15 protein-coding genes are annotated in these 16,661 nt (G+C 64.6%); 8 read left to right on the top strand and 7 right to left on the bottom strand.

Going from position 1 to position 16,661, the window contains the following annotated elements; genetic code table 11:
* Positions 1-103: 103 nt before the first annotated feature.
* The 3 genes from EC845_RS04125 to EC845_RS04115 all read left to right on the top strand — a co-directional run bounded on the left by EC845_RS04125 (position 104) and on the right by EC845_RS04115 (position 2,418).
* Complete coding sequence (locus tag EC845_RS04125) at positions 104-793, top strand: substrate-binding domain-containing protein (RefSeq protein WP_123295915.1); 690 nt, start codon at positions 104-106, stop codon at positions 791-793.
* Positions 794-856: 63 nt separating this feature from the next.
* Positions 857-1,657, top strand: coding sequence for a ProQ/FINO family protein (locus tag EC845_RS04120; RefSeq protein WP_123295914.1), 801 nt, complete (start codon positions 857-859; stop codon positions 1,655-1,657).
* A gap of 374 nt (positions 1,658-2,031) precedes the next feature.
* On the top strand, positions 2,032-2,418 hold the full coding sequence (locus EC845_RS04115) for an XRE family transcriptional regulator (RefSeq protein ID WP_370451235.1): 387 nt from the start codon (positions 2,032-2,034) through the stop codon (positions 2,416-2,418).
* An 86-nt stretch (positions 2,419-2,504) separates the two neighbouring features.
* Here the strand turns inward: EC845_RS04115 and proX are convergent, their stop codons facing one another.
* From proX to EC845_RS04095, 4 genes are all read right to left on the bottom strand, one after another.
* Positions 2,505-3,476: a glycine betaine/L-proline ABC transporter substrate-binding protein ProX gene (gene proX, locus EC845_RS04110; RefSeq protein ID WP_370451252.1), complete on the bottom strand. Its 972-nt coding sequence runs from the start codon at positions 3,474-3,476 to the stop codon at positions 2,505-2,507.
* Positions 3,477-3,660: 184 nt separating this feature from the next.
* Complete coding sequence (gene proW / locus EC845_RS04105; protein ID WP_370451234.1) at positions 3,661-5,007, bottom strand: glycine betaine/L-proline ABC transporter permease ProW; 1,347 nt, start codon at positions 5,005-5,007, stop codon at positions 3,661-3,663.
* 87 nt (positions 5,008-5,094) lie between these two features.
* Positions 5,095-6,294, bottom strand: a complete 1,200-nt coding sequence (gene proV / locus EC845_RS04100) for a glycine betaine/L-proline ABC transporter ATP-binding protein ProV (protein ID WP_123295912.1) — start codon at positions 6,292-6,294, stop codon at positions 5,095-5,097.
* 551 nt (positions 6,295-6,845) lie between these two features.
* Positions 6,846-8,060: a GNAT family N-acetyltransferase gene (locus EC845_RS04095; protein ID WP_123295911.1), complete on the bottom strand. Its 1,215-nt coding sequence runs from the start codon at positions 8,058-8,060 to the stop codon at positions 6,846-6,848.
* Here EC845_RS04095 and EC845_RS04090 point away from each other — a divergent pair.
* The gene (locus EC845_RS04090; protein WP_123295910.1) at positions 8,059-9,726 is read left to right on the top strand and encodes an NAD+ synthase; all 1,668 of its coding nucleotides are present in this window, start codon (positions 8,059-8,061) and stop codon (positions 9,724-9,726) included. The two genes, EC845_RS04095 and EC845_RS04090, sit on opposite strands and share 2 nt — an antisense overlap.
* 117 nt (positions 9,727-9,843) lie before the next feature.
* Entirely contained in the window at positions 9,844-10,182 is a 339-nt protein-coding gene (locus tag EC845_RS04085; RefSeq protein ID WP_123295909.1) for a P-II family nitrogen regulator, read from the top strand.
* Positions 10,183-10,236: 54 nt separating this feature from the next.
* Here the strand turns inward: EC845_RS04085 and EC845_RS04080 are convergent, their stop codons facing one another.
* Together EC845_RS04080 and EC845_RS04075 are read right to left on the bottom strand one after the other, a co-directional pair.
* A complete protein-coding gene (locus EC845_RS04080; protein ID WP_123295908.1) occupies positions 10,237-10,863 on the bottom strand; it encodes a TIGR00730 family Rossman fold protein in 627 nt (208 codons plus the stop codon).
* A 21-nt stretch (positions 10,864-10,884) separates the two neighbouring features.
* Positions 10,885-11,289: a diacylglycerol kinase gene (locus tag EC845_RS04075; protein WP_123295907.1), complete on the bottom strand. Its 405-nt coding sequence runs from the start codon at positions 11,287-11,289 to the stop codon at positions 10,885-10,887.
* A 345-nt stretch (positions 11,290-11,634) separates the two neighbouring features.
* Between EC845_RS04075 and EC845_RS04070 the strand changes: the two genes are divergently transcribed.
* From EC845_RS04070 to ilvC, 3 genes are all read left to right on the top strand, one after another.
* Positions 11,635-13,428, top strand: a complete 1,794-nt coding sequence (locus EC845_RS04070) for an acetolactate synthase 3 catalytic subunit (RefSeq protein WP_123295906.1) — start codon at positions 11,635-11,637, stop codon at positions 13,426-13,428.
* A 133-nt stretch (positions 13,429-13,561) separates the two neighbouring features.
* A complete protein-coding gene (gene ilvN, locus EC845_RS04065) occupies positions 13,562-14,053 on the top strand; it encodes an acetolactate synthase small subunit (protein ID WP_123295905.1) in 492 nt (163 codons plus the stop codon).
* 163 nt (positions 14,054-14,216) lie between these two features.
* On the top strand, positions 14,217-15,233 hold the full coding sequence (gene ilvC / locus EC845_RS04060) for a ketol-acid reductoisomerase (protein ID WP_123295904.1): 1,017 nt from the start codon (positions 14,217-14,219) through the stop codon (positions 15,231-15,233).
* A 132-nt stretch (positions 15,234-15,365) separates the two neighbouring features.
* Here ilvC and ampC read toward each other — a convergent pair whose 3' ends face one another.
* A complete protein-coding gene (ampC, locus tag EC845_RS04055) occupies positions 15,366-16,598 on the bottom strand; it encodes a class C beta-lactamase (RefSeq protein ID WP_123295903.1) in 1,233 nt (410 codons plus the stop codon).
* Between the last annotated feature and the right edge of the window lie 63 nt (positions 16,599-16,661).

Raw genomic sequence — 16,661 nt, 5'->3', positions numbered from 1 at the left:
AGACGTTCTCCCGCTGTGCTCTAATTTCTGCAGGGGCCGCAGCCGTGCCGATGTGCATGGGGACACGCAGGCCGTCCGCGCAACAACATACCGAGACAATTCCATGGGTCAACCTATTCGGGTCATCTCTTCGATGGCCACACGCCAGCTGCTGTCCAGCCTGGCCTCGCAGTTTCAGCAAGCCAGCGGTCATGCCGTCGAGATCGAGTCTGTCGGGGGCGTCGATGCCGCCAAGCGCGTGCAGGCCGGCGAGGTGTTCGATGTCGTCATCCTGGCCGCCGATGCCATCGACCGGCTCACGGCAGCCGGCCGGGTGCGCGAGGGCAGCCGCGTCGACCTCGTGAAGTCGGGTGTGGCGGTCGCCGTGCGCGCCGGCGCCGCGCAGCCGGCCGTTGCAACCGAAGAAGACGTCAAGCAAGCCGTGCTGGCGGCCACGACCCTCAGCTACTCGACCGGACCGAGCGGCGTGCAACTGGCCCGGTTGTTCGAACGCTGGGGCATCGATGCGGCGATCCAGGACCGAATCGTGCAAGCCCCTCCCGGCGTGCCGGTCGGTTCTTTGGTGGCCAAAGGCGAGGTCGAACTGGGTTTTCAGCAACTGAGCGAACTGCTCAACGTCCAGGGTATCGCCATCGTGGGGCCGCTGCCGCCCGAGATCCAGATCGTCACGCGGTTTTCCGCAGGCATCACCCCGGAGGCCTCGCAGCCCGAAGCCGTCCGTGCCTGGCTGGACTTTCTCGTGTCCCCGCAGGCCGTCCAGACCAAGCTCGACAACGGCATGGAGCCGGCCTGAAGCGGCGAGGGCTCTGCGACTCTGGCATGATGGCGGGTTGCGTTCGACTTTAACTTTCTTGCCATGACAGATTCCCCGACCACGCCGGATGCGCAGACCGTATCGCAAGCGCCTGGCCAGAAAAACAACAACCCGAACGGCGCGGAACGCGGTGGCCGGCCGGCCCGTCGTGGCCGCCGAGGCCAGGGCAGATCCTCGGCCGCAGGTGCTCCGGAAACCCGCCAGCCCGGCGGGCAGGGGGCCCAGCCCAAGGCCGGGCAGCCGGCCCGACAGCCCCGCAGCCATCCGCTGCAAGTCAAGCTGGCGGATCTGTATCCCGTGCTGTTCGGCGAGAACCCGCTGCCGCTCAAGCGGGGCATCTTCCAGGATCTGGTCGACGCACACCCCGAGGCCCTGCCTGCCGACGAACTGAAAGTCGCGCTGGGATTGCATACCCGCTCCAGCCGGTATCTGACCGCTGTGGCGGCCGGACTGGCACGGCATGATCTCGCTGGCGCCGCCGTCGAGGCGATGGCGCCCGAGCATGTGCACCATGCCCTGCTCGAAGTCTTCCGTCGTCGTCAGTCGCGCACGCCCGAAGACCTGGCGCCCAAGCTGCGCCGCCGCATCGTGGCCGCCTACGAGGCCTCGGGCCTCTCTCGTGAAGACTATGCCATGAGGGTGCGCCAACGCGACGACAAGCTCAATGTGCTGGTCGACGAGGCGCTGGCCGAGGCCGGCGAGGCTGCGGCCCGCGACGAAGCACTGCTGCGAGCGTACGAGGCCAGCGGCCAGACCATCGACGGCTTTGCCGACATGTATGGCCGTGATCCCAGGACGGTGCGCCGCGCGGTCGAGCAGGCCCAACGCCGCCGCACGGCCTGAAGCCGCAGCGGCCGAGCCGCCGCTGAAGCCCAAAAAGAGAACCCGGGTCGACATGTCGTCGAGCCGGGTTTTTTCATGGGCGCGCGATGGAAGTTGCGCCAGTATTGTTAACTAATGTCATTTAGTGCAAGGCCGTCGGAAACCTGTGTCATGCGGTAACCACAATAAGCCAATCGTATCGCCGAAGCCTGTTTGGCACAAAGTGCAAAGTCGGCCCGGCTGCTGCGGTTTCCCCTTGCGATCCGGGGTCAACTCGGTCGTTTTCACGGGGCTTAGCTGCCCCGCTTTTTTTCAGTGAGCCATCGCGTCACCGCGATGCGCGCTGCAAGGAATGGCTTGTAGCCACTTTCAACTGGGAGTTCAACGTGACGGGTATGACAGCACAATCAATCGGAAACAACACAGAAGAGGCCGTGCGCCAGGCCATGTGCCAGGCTGTGGAGCGCATGTCCACGGTCCGCAGTTGGCATCGCCAGGGGCATGAGGACCCCCTGTATGCATCGGGCGGTCGACTGGCGGTGGATCTGGGGGTCGAGTCCTTGCCTGAAGCTTCGGCCAAGCTCACGCTGGCCGCCAAGCTCAATCAGGTCATCGACCAACGGCGCCTCAATCAGCTGCAGGTCGCCGCGCTTACCGGCATGGGACGCTCCAAGGTCTGCCAGTTGCGCCAGTACAAACTGCAGGAGATCTCGCTCGAGCGCATCATGCAGGCCTTGATGGCGATGGACCAGAAAGTGACCTTGGTGGTGCGCGACAAATGAAGGGCTGAGGGTGCGGCACCTGAGCTGCAGGCACAAAAAAGCCGGGCGAGATGCCCGGCTTTTTTTGTTGCAGACCGATGCTTGGTTTATTTGGCAGCGGCAGTGGCTTGCTGGATCCAGCCATCGAAGGTCTTCTGGTGACCCTTGATCCAACCGTCGACGTGGCGGGCAATGTCGGTCTGCGACGCTTCGCCGTCACGCATGCGCAGATTCTGTGCATTGATGTCGCCCACTGGCAGCTTCATCAGCTCGAACAGCTTGGCGGCAGCCGGATTCGCGTCGGCAAAAGCCTTGTTCGCCACGATGTGCTGCGTGTTCGGCACAAAACCGTAATCCTTGCCGTTGGCGAGTTTTGTGCTGGTGCCCGACTGCTCGCCGGGCAGGGAAGAGAACGGAACCTCCAGCCACGTCACGTCGGTGCCGGGCTTGAGCACGCCGCTCACCCAGTAGGGGGTCCAGGTGTAGTAGAGCACCGGCTTGCCATCGCGGTAGCGCGAAATGGTGTCGGCCATCAGGGCGGCGTAGCTGCCCTGCACGTGCCTGACCGAATCGTTCAGCTTGTAAGCCTGGATCTGGTGGTTGATCACCGCTTCGCAGCCCCAGCCCGGGTTGCAGCCGGTCAGGTCGGCCTTGCCGTCGCCGTCGGTGTCGAAGAGCTTGGCGATCTTGGGATCCTTCAGTTGCGCGATGCTGGTGATCTTGTACTGATCGGCCGTTTTCTTGTCGATCAGGTAGCCCTGCAGCGCGTTGGTCGAATAGGTCCCTTTGCGCCAGAGTTTGGCGTCGCCGCCGGCGTTCTTGTAGAAGTCGTCGTGCAGGGGAACCCAGTTGGCCGCGATCAGCGTGCCGTCGCCATTCGCGATCGCCACATAGGCGGTGGCGTACTCGATTTCCTTGATCGGCTGGACGTCGTAGCCCAGCTTTTCAAGCGCGCGGCTCACCAGCAGGGTCTGGAAGGTTTCTTCGGCCACCGAACTTTGCAGGGGCTGGACTTTCACGCCCTTGCCGGGCAGGTCCTGAGCCATGGCGGCGGCACCCAGCGCCAGCAGGCTGGTCATGATGGCACTTTTGGCGAAAGCGTTGAGCGAGGAGGTGATCATGGTGTTTCCTTTTCGATCTCGTCGATGGGTTCGCGTGGAGAAATCCGGCTGGCGGCAGGCACCAGCCTGTGTGATTCACCCGGGCCGCAGCGTGGCGGCCGGGTGAGAGGGCGAGGCCGCACACGCTGCGCGGCCGTCACATTCAGGCCTTGGACGGCGCCGAGGTCAGACGCATTTTTTCGTCGGGCTGGGCGCTGTCGCCGTTCTTGCGTGTGGTGGGCGAGGGCGCTGCTGCCGGCGTGGCGGGGGCGTCCGCCTGCACGGTGCCCTTGGGGCGATCGCCGCCCGTCAGGCGCCAGATCCAGCCTGCAGGGCCGGTCTGATACCAGTGGCGCACACCGCGCTTGGGCTGACCCATGGCTTGCGTCAGGCGATCGAGCGTGATGGCCAGGAGCACGATGCCCAGCCCGCCCACGGTAGCCAGACCCATGTCCAGCCGGCCGATACCGCGCAACACCATCTGGCCCAGGCCGCCGACCGCGATCATCGATGCGATCACGACCATGGACAGCGACAGCATCAGCGCCTGGTTGATACCAGCCATGATGGACGGCATGGCCAGCGGAATCTGCACCTTGACCAGCAATTGCCACGGCGAAGCGCCGTAGGCACGGGAGGCTTCGATCAGGTCCGGACGCACCTGGCGAATGCCCAGTGCAGTGAGCCGCACCAGCGGTGCCAGCGCAAAGACGATGGTGACGATGACACCGGGCACGTTGCCGATACCGAACAGCATGACCACGGGCACCAGGTAGACGAAGGCCGGTGTGGTCTGCATGGCGTCGAGCACGGGACGGACGATGCGCTGCGCGCGGTCGCTGCTGGCCAGGTAGATGCCCAGCGGCAGCCCGATGATCAGGCAGAACACCAGCGATGTCAGAACCAGGGCCAAGGTGACCATGGCTTCGGGCCAGATGCCCAGCATCGCGACCACCAGCAGCGACAGCGCCGTGCCGACGGCCAGTGCCCGGCCGGCGAACTGCCAGGCCAGCAGGGTCATCAGCAGGATCATGCCCAGAGTGGGCACGCTGAGCAGGAGAGATTGGACACCGTCGAGCGTGCCGTCGATCGGGCCGCGCACGGTCTGGAAGAAGGGACGGAAGTGGGTGACGACCCAGCTCAGGCCGTGGTTGATCCAGTCCTGTATGGGCAACGAGCCGTCCCACAGGCTGCTGAGATGCAGGCCGCCACCGTCCGGCGAGGTGGATGCCGCTGCAGGCGAGCCCAGCCAGTCGGCACCGCCGGCGTCGGGAGCAGCCGGTACGTCGGCGGTCGGGGTGTCGCCTGCGCCGGCGTTTTCGGCGCCCCAGGGGTCGACGGTTGCGTCGCTGCCGGCGGCTGCCGGCTCTGCGCCATCGGCCGGGCCCGAGGCTGCGGCATCGGCAGGCGCTTCGGGCGCGGCGTTCATGCTGCCCCAGGGATCATCCGCAGCGCTGTCGTTCTGCGCGAGCTGGATGGGCAGGAAATCGGTGGTCTTTTCTGTTGTCATAGGCTAGGCCCTCCGCGTGTTTTTTTGGTTGAGAGGTCTGCGCAGCACCCATCTGCGGGCGTGCGTGGCGAGCGGCGTGCGCCGCCCTCAATCGCTGTTGCGGTCCAGGAACTTGAGCAGCGTGGTCTTGCTGATCGCACCGCGGTAGCGGCCGTTCGCATCGATCACCGGCACCGGCCAGGGGTGCTGGGCGACGTGGGTGAACAGGTCGGCCACCGGATGGTCGGCGTTGATGGTCTCGATCTCGGGCAGGTAGGCGTGCTGCAGGCCGAGCGGGCCCTCGTGGTCCTTGAGCGCTTCGCGCAGGGAGTCGATCGAGACAATGCCCAGGAATTTTTCCGAGGGGCTGACCACGAACGCATAGGTGCGATCGCTGTCTTCCAGCATCTTGAGCGCGGCGCGGCAGCCCTTGGTCCGGCTCTCGGCCACGACCACCTGCGAGCGGCGTGCGATATCGCCGGCCTTGAACACGGCTGCCGTGTCGACGCCACGGATGAAGTTGCGCACGTAGTCGTCTGCAGGATTGCGAAGGATTTCCTCGGGCGTCCCCACCTGCACCACATGACCGTCCTTCATGATCGCGATGCGGTCGCCGATGCGCATGGCTTCGTCGAGGTCGTGCGAAATGAACACGATCGTGCGGCGCTGGATTTCCTGAAGCCGCAGCAGTTCGCTCTGCATGTCGGTGCGGATGATGGGGTCGAGCGCGGAAAAGGCCTCGTCCATCAGCAGGATCGAGGGATCCGAGGCCAGGGCGCGGGCCAGCCCGACCCGCTGCTGCATGCCGCCCGACAGTTCGTCGGGGTAGCTGGCGCCCCAGGCGCCCAGGCCGACCTGCTCGAGCGCCTTGTGCGCTTGTTCCTGGCGGCTGGCCTTGTCGACGCCGGCCAGTTCGAGGCCGAATGCGGTGTTGTCGAGCACGGTCATGTGCGGCATCAGCGCAAACGACTGGAACACCATGCTGATGTCCTTGCGGCGCAGTGCGCGCAGGGCCTTGTCGCCGTAGTCGTTGATGTTGTCGCCGTTGACCAGAATGCGTCCCGCGGTGGGTTCGATCAGGCGATTGAGCAGGCGAACCAAGGTCGATTTGCCCGAGCCGGAGAGGCCCATGATGACGAAGATCTCACCTTCGTTGATGGTGAAGTTGGCGTCGAAGACACCGATTGAATTCCCGGTCTTGACCAGGATGTCTTGTTTGGAGAAGCCTTGTTTGACCAGGTCCAGAGCGGTTTCCGGATGATCTCCGAAGACCTTGAAGACGTGATCGATCACGATTTCTTTTGCCATGCGCTTGGGTTCCCTCTTGTTGGAATGAATCAGCGCCGCCTGAAAGAGACGACAACATGACGTCCGACCTGCCGCGAAGATGCCGCAGCGAGTGCCCATCGCGAAAATTGCGGCTGGCAGACCCAGGCTGTCGAAATCGACGGCAGGCGAACGTTGTTTTTGATGGGTGACGGACAGCCCGGCCAAAGCCATGACTGCACCCGGCCGGCAGAACCGGTGTGGCGGGCACGAGGCCCATTTGACGCATTCGATACCGCGACGGGACCGCTGTCTGGATCCGCGAGTAGCACCAAACGACCAACTGTGTTGGTTGTTAAACGGACCGCCATTATGACTTTGTTACATGAGGGCTGTCAACCCTGGCAGCCGAAGCCAGCACGCTGAATCACATTGACTGCAAATCCAGGCAAGCTGACGACAGATGCCGAAAACAGGTCATTTTGTGACGCGAAGCCGCCCGGCTGCTGTCAGTCAAATGCTGACATGGCCGTCGGCTGTTTCAGGATTCGCGCGGGCGGGCTTGCCGCGCACACCGGCCTCACATCCGGCTGTCAGCGCTTGAAGGGGGAGCGTTGCCGCAGCGACTCGAGATACTGGTCCATGCCCTGCGTCTCGCGCTCGAGGAAGTGGCCCACCGCGTCCGCGAAAGCCGGGTGGGCCAGCCAATGCGCACTCGCCGTGGGCTGGGGCATGAGGGCGCGCGCCATCTTGTGTTCGCCCTGCGCGCCGCCCTCGAAGCGCTGCACGCCGTTCGCGATGCACCAGGCGATCGGTTGGTAGTAGCACGCTTCGAAGTGCAGGCACGCGATGGTCTCGGTCGATCCCCAGTATCGGCCGTAGGCGTACTGCGGCCGGCCTTCGGCATCGGGATGGAGGGCCAGCAGGCTGCAGGCCACGGGCCGTCCGTCGATGTGAGCGGTGAACAGCACCCAGCGGTCCGCCAGCGCGTGCGCCATGCGGCCGAAGAATTCGCGATTCAGGTAGGGCGCATTGCCGTGCTCGAGATAGGTCTGCTCGTAGCAGCGGTAGAAGTAGTCCCAATCCTGCGGTCGAATCTGCGTGCCGTGCCGGACGTCGAATGCGACGCCGGCGTCGGCGACCTTGCGGCGTTCCTGCCGGATCTTCTTGCGTTTGTCGTGGCTGAGGCCGGCGAGGAAGTCGTCGAAGTCGCCGTAACGCTCCGGCTCCCGGTTGCGCCAGTGGAACTGGACGCCCTGGCGCACCATCAGGCCTGCGGCATCGGCGGCCTCGAGATCGGCCGCATCGCCGAAAAGAAGATGCAGGGACGAGAGTCCGGCGTCACGGGCCCATTGCGTGAGTGTCTGCAGCAGGGCTGCACGCCACTCGGGCGTTCTGGCCAGGATACGGCTGCCGGGTACCGGGGTGAAGGGGACGGCGATGAGCGCCTTGGGGTAGTAGTCGAGCCCGTTGCGGGCGTAGGCATCGGCCCAGGCCCAGTCGAACACGTATTCTCCGTAGCTGTGCGACTTCACGTAGACGGCCACGGCAGCCAGCAAGGGCTGCGACGCCGCCTGGGGACCGTCTGCGCGCAGCGTGAAGAGTTGCAAGGCCCAGCCGGTGTCGGGGCCGGCACAGCCGGTCTCGTGCAGCGCGCTCAGGTACTCATGGCGCATGAAGGGCGTGGGAGTGGCCTGTTCGGCCAGCAGCGCATTCCATTCGGCCGCGTCGACGGCAGCCCATTCGTCCGAGCACACGATGACATAATTGTCCTCCGGCTCTTTTCCTTGTTGGTCCAGATCATTCATGTCGCTCACATTCTGCATTGCCCAGCTTAATTTTGTCGTGGGCGACCTCGCGGGCAACGCGCAAAAAATCATCGCATCCGCACGGCAAGCCCACGCACAGGGCGCGCATCTGCTGCTGACGCCCGAACTTTCCCTGTGCGGATACGCTGCCGAGGATCTTTTTCTGCGGCCGGCTTTCATGGCCGGTTGCGAATCGGCTTTGGACGACATCGCGCGCGAGCTCGCCGATCTGCCGGACATGACGGTGGTGGTCGGCCATCCCAGCGGACAGGACGTGCGCACCCGCAGCGTGGCGGTCCACCAGCGCGGCAACCGTGCGACGGTGCTGCGGGGCGGACGGCGTGTGCTGTCGTATGCCAAGCGCGAGCTGCCCAATTACCAGGTGTTCGACGAACGGCGCTATTTCTCGCCGGGCGATACGCCAGCGGTCCTGGAGATCGGCGGCGTGCGGGTCGGCCTGCTGATCTGCGAGGACGCCTGGTTCGAAGGTCCGGCCCAGGCCGCCCTGCAGGCGGGCGCTCAGGTGCTGGCCGTGATCAATGCGTCGCCCTTCCATGTCGGCAAGGGCGTCGAGCGTGTGGCCAGCATGGGTCTGCGCGCGCGCCAGACCGGCCTGCCGCTGATCTACGCGCACATGGTGGGTGGACAGGACGAACTGGTTTTCGACGGCGCATCGTTTGTGCTCGACGGCAAGGGCCAGCTTCGCGGCCAGGCCGAGAGTTTCCGCGAGCAGCTGTTTTTTGGCCGTATCGACCTGCCCGACGGGCAGCCGGCGGTCGTGCACGCCGAGCTCGCACCGGCGCGCAGCGACGAGGCCGACCTGTGGGACGCCCTGGTCCTGTCGGTGCGCGACTACGTCACCAAGAACCGATTCCCGGGCGTGCTGCTGGGCTTGTCCGGCGGCATCGACTCGGCCCTGGTGATGGCGATTGCCGTCGATGCACTGGGCGCCGAGCGCGTGCGCGCGGTGATGATGCCTTCGCCCTACACCGCAGACATCAGCTGGCTGGATGCACGCGACATGGCTGCCCGAATGGGCGTGCGTTACGACGAGATCTCGATCGTGCCGCAGTTCGAGGCGTTCCGCGCCGCTCTGGCGCACGAGTTCGAAGGCCTGCCCGAGGACACGACCGAAGAGAACATCCAGGCCCGTATCCGGGGCGTGCTGCTCATGGCGCTGTCCAACAAGTTCGGTTCGATGGTGCTGACCACGGGCAACAAGAGCGAACTGGCGACCGGCTATTGCACGCTCTACGGCGACATGGCCGGCGGATTCGCCGTGATCAAGGACGTGTTCAAGACCCGGGTGTTCGATCTGGCGCGCTGGCGCAATGCGAACGATCCCTATGGCACGGGCAGCAGCCCGATTCCCGAGCGCATCATCACCCGTCCGCCCAGTGCCGAACTGCGCGCCGACCAGACCGACCAGGACAGCCTGCCGCCCTACGAGCAACTGGACGACATGCTGGCCCGGTTTGTCGAGGAAGACCAGACCATCGACCAGATCGTCGCGGCGGGCCACGAGCGGGCCGAAGTCGAGCGCGTCGCGCGGCTGGTCCGCATCAACGAGTACAAGCGCCGCCAGTCCGCGGTCGGTCCGCGCGTGACCCACCGCAATTTCGGCAAGGATTGGCGTTATCCGATCACCAACCAGTACCGCGAGTGAGCCGTGCCGGCCCGTGGCCCGTGCGCGAGCGCTGCAGCCATGCAAAAATAGCGGCACGACGTGTCGTGCGTCATCGCCATTGCATATCCATCGAGTAGTACCCTAGGAGCCACGCCCATGAAACTCATCACAGCCATCATCAAACCGTTCAAGCTCGACGAAGTTCGCGAGGCCTTGGCCGACTATGGTGTCTCGGGCCTGACGGTGACCGAGGTCAAGGGCTTCGGCCGTCAAAAGGGTCATACCGAGCTCTACCGGGGTGCGGAATACGTGGTCGACTTCCTGCCCAAGGTGAAGGTCGAGCTGGTCGTGAACGACGGCGACGTCGACCGCTGCGTGGAGGCCGTGCTCAACGCCGCACGCACCGGCAAGATCGGCGACGGCAAGATCTTTGTGTCGCCCGTCGAACGCATCGTCCGCATCCGCACCGGCGAAGAAAACGAAGCCGCGGTCTGATCCGCCGCCCGGGCTGCCTTTGCAGGGCTGCAGGTGCGCCCTGCAGCACCCGTCTCAGGCGACCTGACCGACGGCAGAGAACCGGCTGAGGCCCGCCGACTCGACCAGTGTCGGCAGCAGCGTGCGTGCGCTGTCGCCCACCTGCACCAGATCCATCTGCCATTCGTTCATCAGGCCCTGGCTCACGCTGTGGCGCAGGAACTGCAGCATGGCGTCGTAGTAGCCGCCCACATTGAGGATGCCCACGGGCTTGTCGTGGTAGCCGAGCTGCCGCCAAGTCCAGACTTCGAACAGCTCTTCGAGCGTGCCGATCCCGCCGGGAATCGCCAGGAAAGCCTGGGCGCGGTCGGCCATCAGCGCCTTGCGTTCGTGCATGGTGTCGACGACGTACAGCTCGTCGCACAGCAGATTGGCGTGTTCCTTGTCGACCAGCGCATGGGGAATCACACCGACCACGCGTCCGCCGGCCTCTTGAGTGGCCTGCGCGACGACACCCATCATGCCGCTCTTGCCGCCGCCATACACCAACTGGCCGCCGTGCTCGCCGATCCAGTGGCCGATTTCACGGGCGGTGTCGAGGTACAACTCGCCGATGCCGGGGCGCGAACCGCAATAGACACCGAGCGAAAAGCTGGGGGGAGTGGCGGGATCGGGTTGTTTGCGTAGGGTCTGGAGAGTCATGGCGGATGCGAAATACGAAGACTAGTTGCCGAAAAAACGATGGACGATGGCGGTCAGCCAGATGCCGCCGGCCAGCAGCATGGCCAGCAAGGTCGCTGCGCTGCCGAGGTCTTTGGCGCGTTTGGAGAGCTGGTGCCACTCGGGGCTGACACGGTCGACCACGGTTTCGATGGCGCTGTTGACGAGCTCGACGACCAGCACGAACACCAGGCAGCCCAGCAGCACCGCGGTTTCGAGCCAAGTCCGTCCCAGCCACACGGCGCAGGGCATGAGGATCAGCGCGATGGAGGCCTCGAGCCGGAAAGCGGCCTCGTCCCAGCCTGCACGCAGCCCGTGCAGTGAATAGCCGGCGGCGTGCCACAAGCGCGACCAGCCTTTGCGCTGCTTTTGCTTGTTGACGAAGGGCACACGGGACGGCGGAGGCATGACGAGGAGGGGCTGCGGAACAAAGTGCCAGTATGCCCGAGCTTGGCCCTGTTCCCGGGCTGGCCGGCATCGCAGCAGGCCTCGTTTCAGCAGCATCCCGACCGGGGAAGTGCTGGCCCGTCACCGGTCGGTCGTGCGGTCCGGTGTGTCAATTTGCACACAGGCTTCGCGGTCTGGCCAACAGTGGTGACATAATGCAGGGCAAATCAAATTCGCAAACGGGTCTCGATCCGGCGCGGCATCCCCGGCGCCCATGGTCCTGGCCTTAAGTCCCGACAGAGTTCCACAAGAGCTTTTGAAGGGGCACCGAAGGTTTTTCGTCAGAGAAATTCGCAAAGGTTGATCATGGATATCTCCAAGGCCGAACTGGCCTCCGCTGCAGCTGCAACAGCTGGCAAGAATTTTCCCGAACCCGAAGAGTTGAAGGGCGCCGACATTCTGGTGCGCGCCCTGCAGGCCGAAGGCGTCGATTACCTCTGGGGTTATCCGGGCGGCGCGGCTCTCCACATCTACGACGCCCTCTACCGTCAGGAAACCATCCGCCACGTGCTGGTGCGCCATGAGCAGGCTGCCGTGCATGCCGCCGACGGCTTTGCACGTGCCACCGGCGAAGTCGGTGTCTGCCTGGTGACCTCGGGTCCCGGTGCGACCAACGCGGTCACGGGTCTGGCCACGGCCTTCATGGATTCCATTCCGCTGGTGCTCATCACCGCGCAGGTGCCGTCGACCGTGATCGGGACCGACGCCTTCCAGGAATGCGACACCATCGGCATCACGCGGCCTATCGTCAAACACAACTTCCTGGTCAAGGATCCGCGCGACGTCGCCATCACGATCAAGAAGGCTTTCCACATCGCTCGCAGCGGCCGGCCTGGCCCCGTGGTGGTCGACATTCCCAAGGACGTGTCTTTCCGCAAGGCCGTCTACGATGCCGCCGAGTACCAGAAGCCGATCGAGATGCGCAGCTACAACCCGGTGCGCAAAGGGCACTCGGGCCAGATCCGCAAGGCGCTGCAGTTGCTGCTCGCGGCCAAGCGTCCGTACATCTACACCGGCGGCGGCGTGGTGCTGGGCAATGCCGCGCAAGAGCTGCGTGCCCTGGCCGACCAACTCGGCTTTCCGGTGACCAACACGCTGATGGGCCTCGGTGCCTATCCGGCTTCGGACCGCAAGTTCCTCGGCATGCTGGGCATGCACGGCACCGTCGAAGCCAACAACGCGATGCAGAACTGCGACGTGCTGCTGGCCGTGGGCGCCCGGTTCGACGACCGCGTGATCGGCAACGTCAAGCATTTCGGGTCGGTCGAACGCAAGATCATTCACATCGACATCGATCCCTCGGTGATCTCCAAGCGCGTCAAGGTCGATGTGCCCATCGTGGGCGACGTCAAGGATGTGCTGGTCGAGTTGCTGAATGCGCTGAACGAGTCGGGTGGCAAACCCAACGAACCGGCGCTTGCCGAGTGGTGGAAGACCATCGAAGGCTGGCGTGGACGTGACTGCCTGACCTACGATCGCGGCAACGCCGACGTCATCAAGCCGCAGGCCGTGGTCGAGACGCTGTGGAACATGACCCGCAACGACGATGTCTACGTGACCTCGGACGTGGGTCAGCATCAGATGTGGGCCGCACAGTTCTACCGTTTCGATGAGCCTCGCCGCTGGATCAATTCGGGCGGCCTGGGCACCATGGGCGTGGGCATTCCCTACGCCATGGGCATCAAGCTGGCCAAGCCGCAGAGCGAGGTGTTCTGCATCACCGGCGAAGGCTCGGTGCAGATGAACATCCAGGAACTCTCGACCTGCCTGCAGCACAACACGCCGATCAAGATCTGCTCGCTGAACAACCGCTACCTGGGCATGGTCCGGCAGTGGCAGGAAATCGAGTACTCGGGCCGCTACAGCCACAGCTACATGGACGCGTTGCCCGATTTCGTGAAGCTGGCCGAGGCCTATGGCCACGTCGGCCTGCTGATCGAGCGTCCGCAGGACGTCGAACCGGCCCTGCGCGAGGCGCGCAAGCTCAAGGATCGCACGGTGTTCCTGGACTTCCGCACCGACCCCACGGAGAACGTGTTCCCCATGGTGCAGGCCGGCAAGGGCATCACCGAAATGCTGCTGGGCGCAGACGACCTCTGAGTCCATCGGGCGCGGCGGGCCGGGCAGGTCCGCGTGCCCCCGCTTTCTTCACTTCCCTTTCACGACGAATCTATTGCCCGCCGAGCCTGTGCATTACCGTGCACGGGGGAGGGCGGCGAAAAGAGGAATCCGCATGAAACACATCATTGCAGTCTTGCTCGAGAACGAACCCGGCGCCCTGTCGCGTGTGGTCGGTCTCTTTTCGGCCCGCGGCTACAACATCGAGTCGCTGACCGTGGCCCCTACCGAGGACGCCAGCCTGTCGCGCATGACCATCGTCACGGTGGGCAGCGACGAGGTCATCGAGCAGATCACCAAACATCTCAACCGGCTGATCGAAGTCGTGAAGGTGGTGGATCTGACCGAGGGCGCCTACACCGAGCGTGAGCTCATGCTGGTGAAGGTTCGCGCCGTCGGCAAGGAGCGCGAGGAAATGAAACGCATGGTCGACATTTTCCGCGGCCACATCATCGACGTCACCGACAAGAGCTACACGATCGAGATCACGGGCGACCAGAGCAAGAACGATGCGTTCCTGCAAGCCATCGATCGCAGTGCCATCCTGGAAACGGTTCGCACCGGCTCCAGCGGCATCGGCCGTGGCGAGCGCATCCTGCGCGTCTGATCCCCTGTCTCGGTTGAGCGCTCCGCATAGCATCTGGCGTTGAGCGTGGCAGTCACGACACGTCCGCGCTCAACTCATTCGACACTCGACGCCAGTCCCATCCCGCAATCATTCTCCGATTCAAGGCGCCGCCGGCGCTCCGTTCCATTCGAAAGGAAGACAAATGAAGGTTTTTTACGACAAAGACGCTGACCTCAGCCTCATCAAGGGCAAGACCGTTGCCATCATCGGTTATGGCAGCCAGGGCCATGCCCATGCCCAGAACCTGAACGACAGCGGTGTGAAGGTCGTTGTCGGCCTGCGCAAGGGCGGCGCCTCGTGGCCCAAGGTCGAGAAGGCCGGCCTGCAGGTCGCCGAAGTCGCCGAAGCCGTGAAGGCCGCCGACGTCGTCATGATCCTGCTGCCCGACGAGCAGATCGCTTCCGTCTACAAGAAGGATGTCGAGCCCAACATCAAGGAAGGCGCTTCGCTGGTCTTCGCTCACGGCTTCAACGTGCACTACGGCTTCGTGCAGCCGCGCGCCGACCTCGACGTGTGGATGGTGGCTCCCAAGGCGCCCGGCCACACCGTGCGCGGCACCTACACGCAAGGCGGCGGCGTGCCCCACCTGATCGCCGTCCACCAGGACGTGACGGGCAAGGCGCGTGATCTGGCCCTGTCGTACGCGACGGCCAACGGTGGCGGCAAGGCCGGCATCATCGAAACCAACTTCCGCGAAGAAACCGAAACCGATCTGTTCGGCGAGCAAGCCGTGCTGTGCGGCGGCACTGTCGAGCTGATCAAGGCCGGTTTCGAAACGCTGGTGGAAGCCGGCTACGCGCCCGAAATGGCTTACTTCGAGTGCCTGCACGAACTCAAGCTCATCGTCGATCTGATCTATGAAGGCGGCATCGCCAACATGAACTACTCGATCTCCAACAACGCCGAATACGGCGAGTACGTCACGGGTCCCCGCGTCGTCACGGAAGAGACCAAGAAGGCCATGAAGCAGTGCCTGAAGGACATCCAGACCGGTGAATACGCCAAGAACTTCGTGCTGGAAAACGCCGCCGGCGCGCCCACGCTGATCAGCCGCCGCCGCCTCAACGCCGAGCACCAGATCGAACAGGTCGGTGCCAAGCTGCGCGCGATGATGCCCTGGATCGCGAAGAACAAGCTGGTCGACCAGACCCGCAACTGATCGATGTGCAGGGCTGGGCGCCTCAAGCGTCCGGCGATCCATCGCTTGCAGAAAAGCCACCGCATGCGGTGGCTTTTTTTGTTGGGCTGCGGTTCCGTACCGCCCGTACCGCACGTGCGGTACGGGCCGGCATCATGGCCTGGTCGATGCAGTCTCCGGCCGGGAAGCCGAAGCGCGTTTGCCGTTGGACGCGCTGTCCAATGCCTTCAGGATCTGGTGGGCCGCAGCCACACGCGGCACGTTCGGATGGTTTTTGTTGCTCAGGATCACGATCGCGATGTCGCGCGCCGGCACGAAGGCGACATAGGCCGAAAAGCCGTTGGTCGAGCCGGTCTTGTTGACCAGGACCTGATCGTTGGCAGCCAGCGGGGGGGAGATGGCTTCGGCCCGCACCGGCTTGAGCACCATGTCGCTGCCGTTGCCTTCGGCCAGCGCTTCGTCGGTCACCGGATCGGGGTACTGCTCCCAGATCAGATCCTGGGTCATGGGGCCGAAGCGGTAATGTGCCGTGCGGGTCTGCGCCAGCGCGCGGCCCAGCGGCGTGGCCGACTTGCCGCTGCGCATGACGGCCTCTGCCCAGCGCAGCATGTCCACCGCATCCGACTTGACGCCGTAGGCCTGGGCATCGATGACGCCGGGATTCACGCGTGCCGGGCTTTCTGCCGAGGTGTAGCCGGTGGCATAACGTGCCATCTCGGAGGCCGGCACGTGGTAGTAGGTGTGCGTCAGGCCCAGCGGGGCCATGACCAGCCGGGTGGTGAGTTCCTCGAAGTCGCCGCCCAGGCTTTTGGCGGCGGCCATGCCGAGCAGGCCGATGCTGGGATTGGAGTAGGCGCGGCGCGTGCCTGGCTTGTGCAAGGGTTGCCAGTCGTTGAAGTAGGCCAGCAGGGCCTGTTCGTCCGCGATGCCGTCGGGGGCCTGCAGAGGCAGTCCACCGGAGGTGTGGGTGCCGAGGTTGAGCAGCGTCACGTCGTCGAAATGGCTGCCCTTGAGTTCAGGGAAAAAATCGCTCGGACTTTGCGACAAGGCCAGTTTGCCGGTGACCTCTGCATAGGTCGCCAGCGTGGCCGTGAAGGTCTTGCTGATGGAGCCGATCTCGAAGAGCGTGTTGCGTGTGACGGCCTGCCGGGTTTCGCGCGACGCGATGCCATACGTGTAGTAGTGGCGTTGCCCGCCCACGCTGACCGCCACGGCCATGCCGGGAATGGCAAAGCGTTGCATGAGCGGCGCAATGGCACGGTCGACCTCGTTGCGCAACGAGGTCGACTCGGGGGCGGGCGACGCGCCTGCTGCCAGGCCGGTCTGGCCGGCCAGCCCCGCCAATGCAAGAAGCAGCAACAGGGATCGGCGCGATGGAGTGGTCATGACGGGGCGGAGCAAGGACAGGGATGCATGCGCGCAATCGGCGGCACGGTGTGTTGAACCGGC

The sequence above is a fragment of the Comamonas sp. BIGb0124 genome (assembly GCF_003752175.1).
Lineage (GTDB): Bacteria > Pseudomonadota > Gammaproteobacteria > Burkholderiales > Burkholderiaceae_C > Comamonas_F.
This window is presented reverse-complemented; position numbering and strand designations above follow the sequence as displayed.

Coding starts and splice junctions, on each gene's coding strand:
- EC845_RS04070 (WP_123295906.1), top strand. CDS start 11,635: ATGGATATCTCCAAGGCCGAACTGGCCTCCGCTGCAGCTGCAACAGCT.
- EC845_RS04090 (WP_123295910.1), top strand. CDS start 8,059: ATGTCGCTCACATTCTGCATTGCCCAGCTTAATTTTGTCGTGGGCGAC.
- EC845_RS04080 (WP_123295908.1), bottom strand. CDS start 10,863: ATGACTCTCCAGACCCTACGCAAACAACCCGATCCCGCCACTCCCCCC.
- EC845_RS04085 (WP_123295909.1), top strand. CDS start 9,844: ATGAAACTCATCACAGCCATCATCAAACCGTTCAAGCTCGACGAAGTT.
- proX (WP_370451252.1), bottom strand. CDS start 3,476: ATGACCAGCCTGCTGGCGCTGGGTGCCGCCGCCATGGCTCAGGACCTG.
- ilvC (WP_123295904.1), top strand. CDS start 14,217: ATGAAGGTTTTTTACGACAAAGACGCTGACCTCAGCCTCATCAAGGGC.
- EC845_RS04115 (WP_370451235.1), top strand. CDS start 2,032: ATGACAGCACAATCAATCGGAAACAACACAGAAGAGGCCGTGCGCCAG.
- EC845_RS04125 (WP_123295915.1), top strand. CDS start 104: ATGGGTCAACCTATTCGGGTCATCTCTTCGATGGCCACACGCCAGCTG.
- ilvN (WP_123295905.1), top strand. CDS start 13,562: ATGAAACACATCATTGCAGTCTTGCTCGAGAACGAACCCGGCGCCCTG.
- EC845_RS04075 (WP_123295907.1), bottom strand. CDS start 11,289: ATGCCTCCGCCGTCCCGTGTGCCCTTCGTCAACAAGCAAAAGCAGCGC.
- ampC (WP_123295903.1), bottom strand. CDS start 16,598: ATGACCACTCCATCGCGCCGATCCCTGTTGCTGCTTCTTGCATTGGCG.
- proV (WP_123295912.1), bottom strand. CDS start 6,294: ATGGCAAAAGAAATCGTGATCGATCACGTCTTCAAGGTCTTCGGAGAT.
- EC845_RS04095 (WP_123295911.1), bottom strand. CDS start 8,060: ATGAATGATCTGGACCAACAAGGAAAAGAGCCGGAGGACAATTATGTC.
- EC845_RS04120 (WP_123295914.1), top strand. CDS start 857: ATGACAGATTCCCCGACCACGCCGGATGCGCAGACCGTATCGCAAGCG.
- proW (WP_370451234.1), bottom strand. CDS start 5,007: ATGACAACAGAAAAGACCACCGATTTCCTGCCCATCCAGCTCGCGCAG.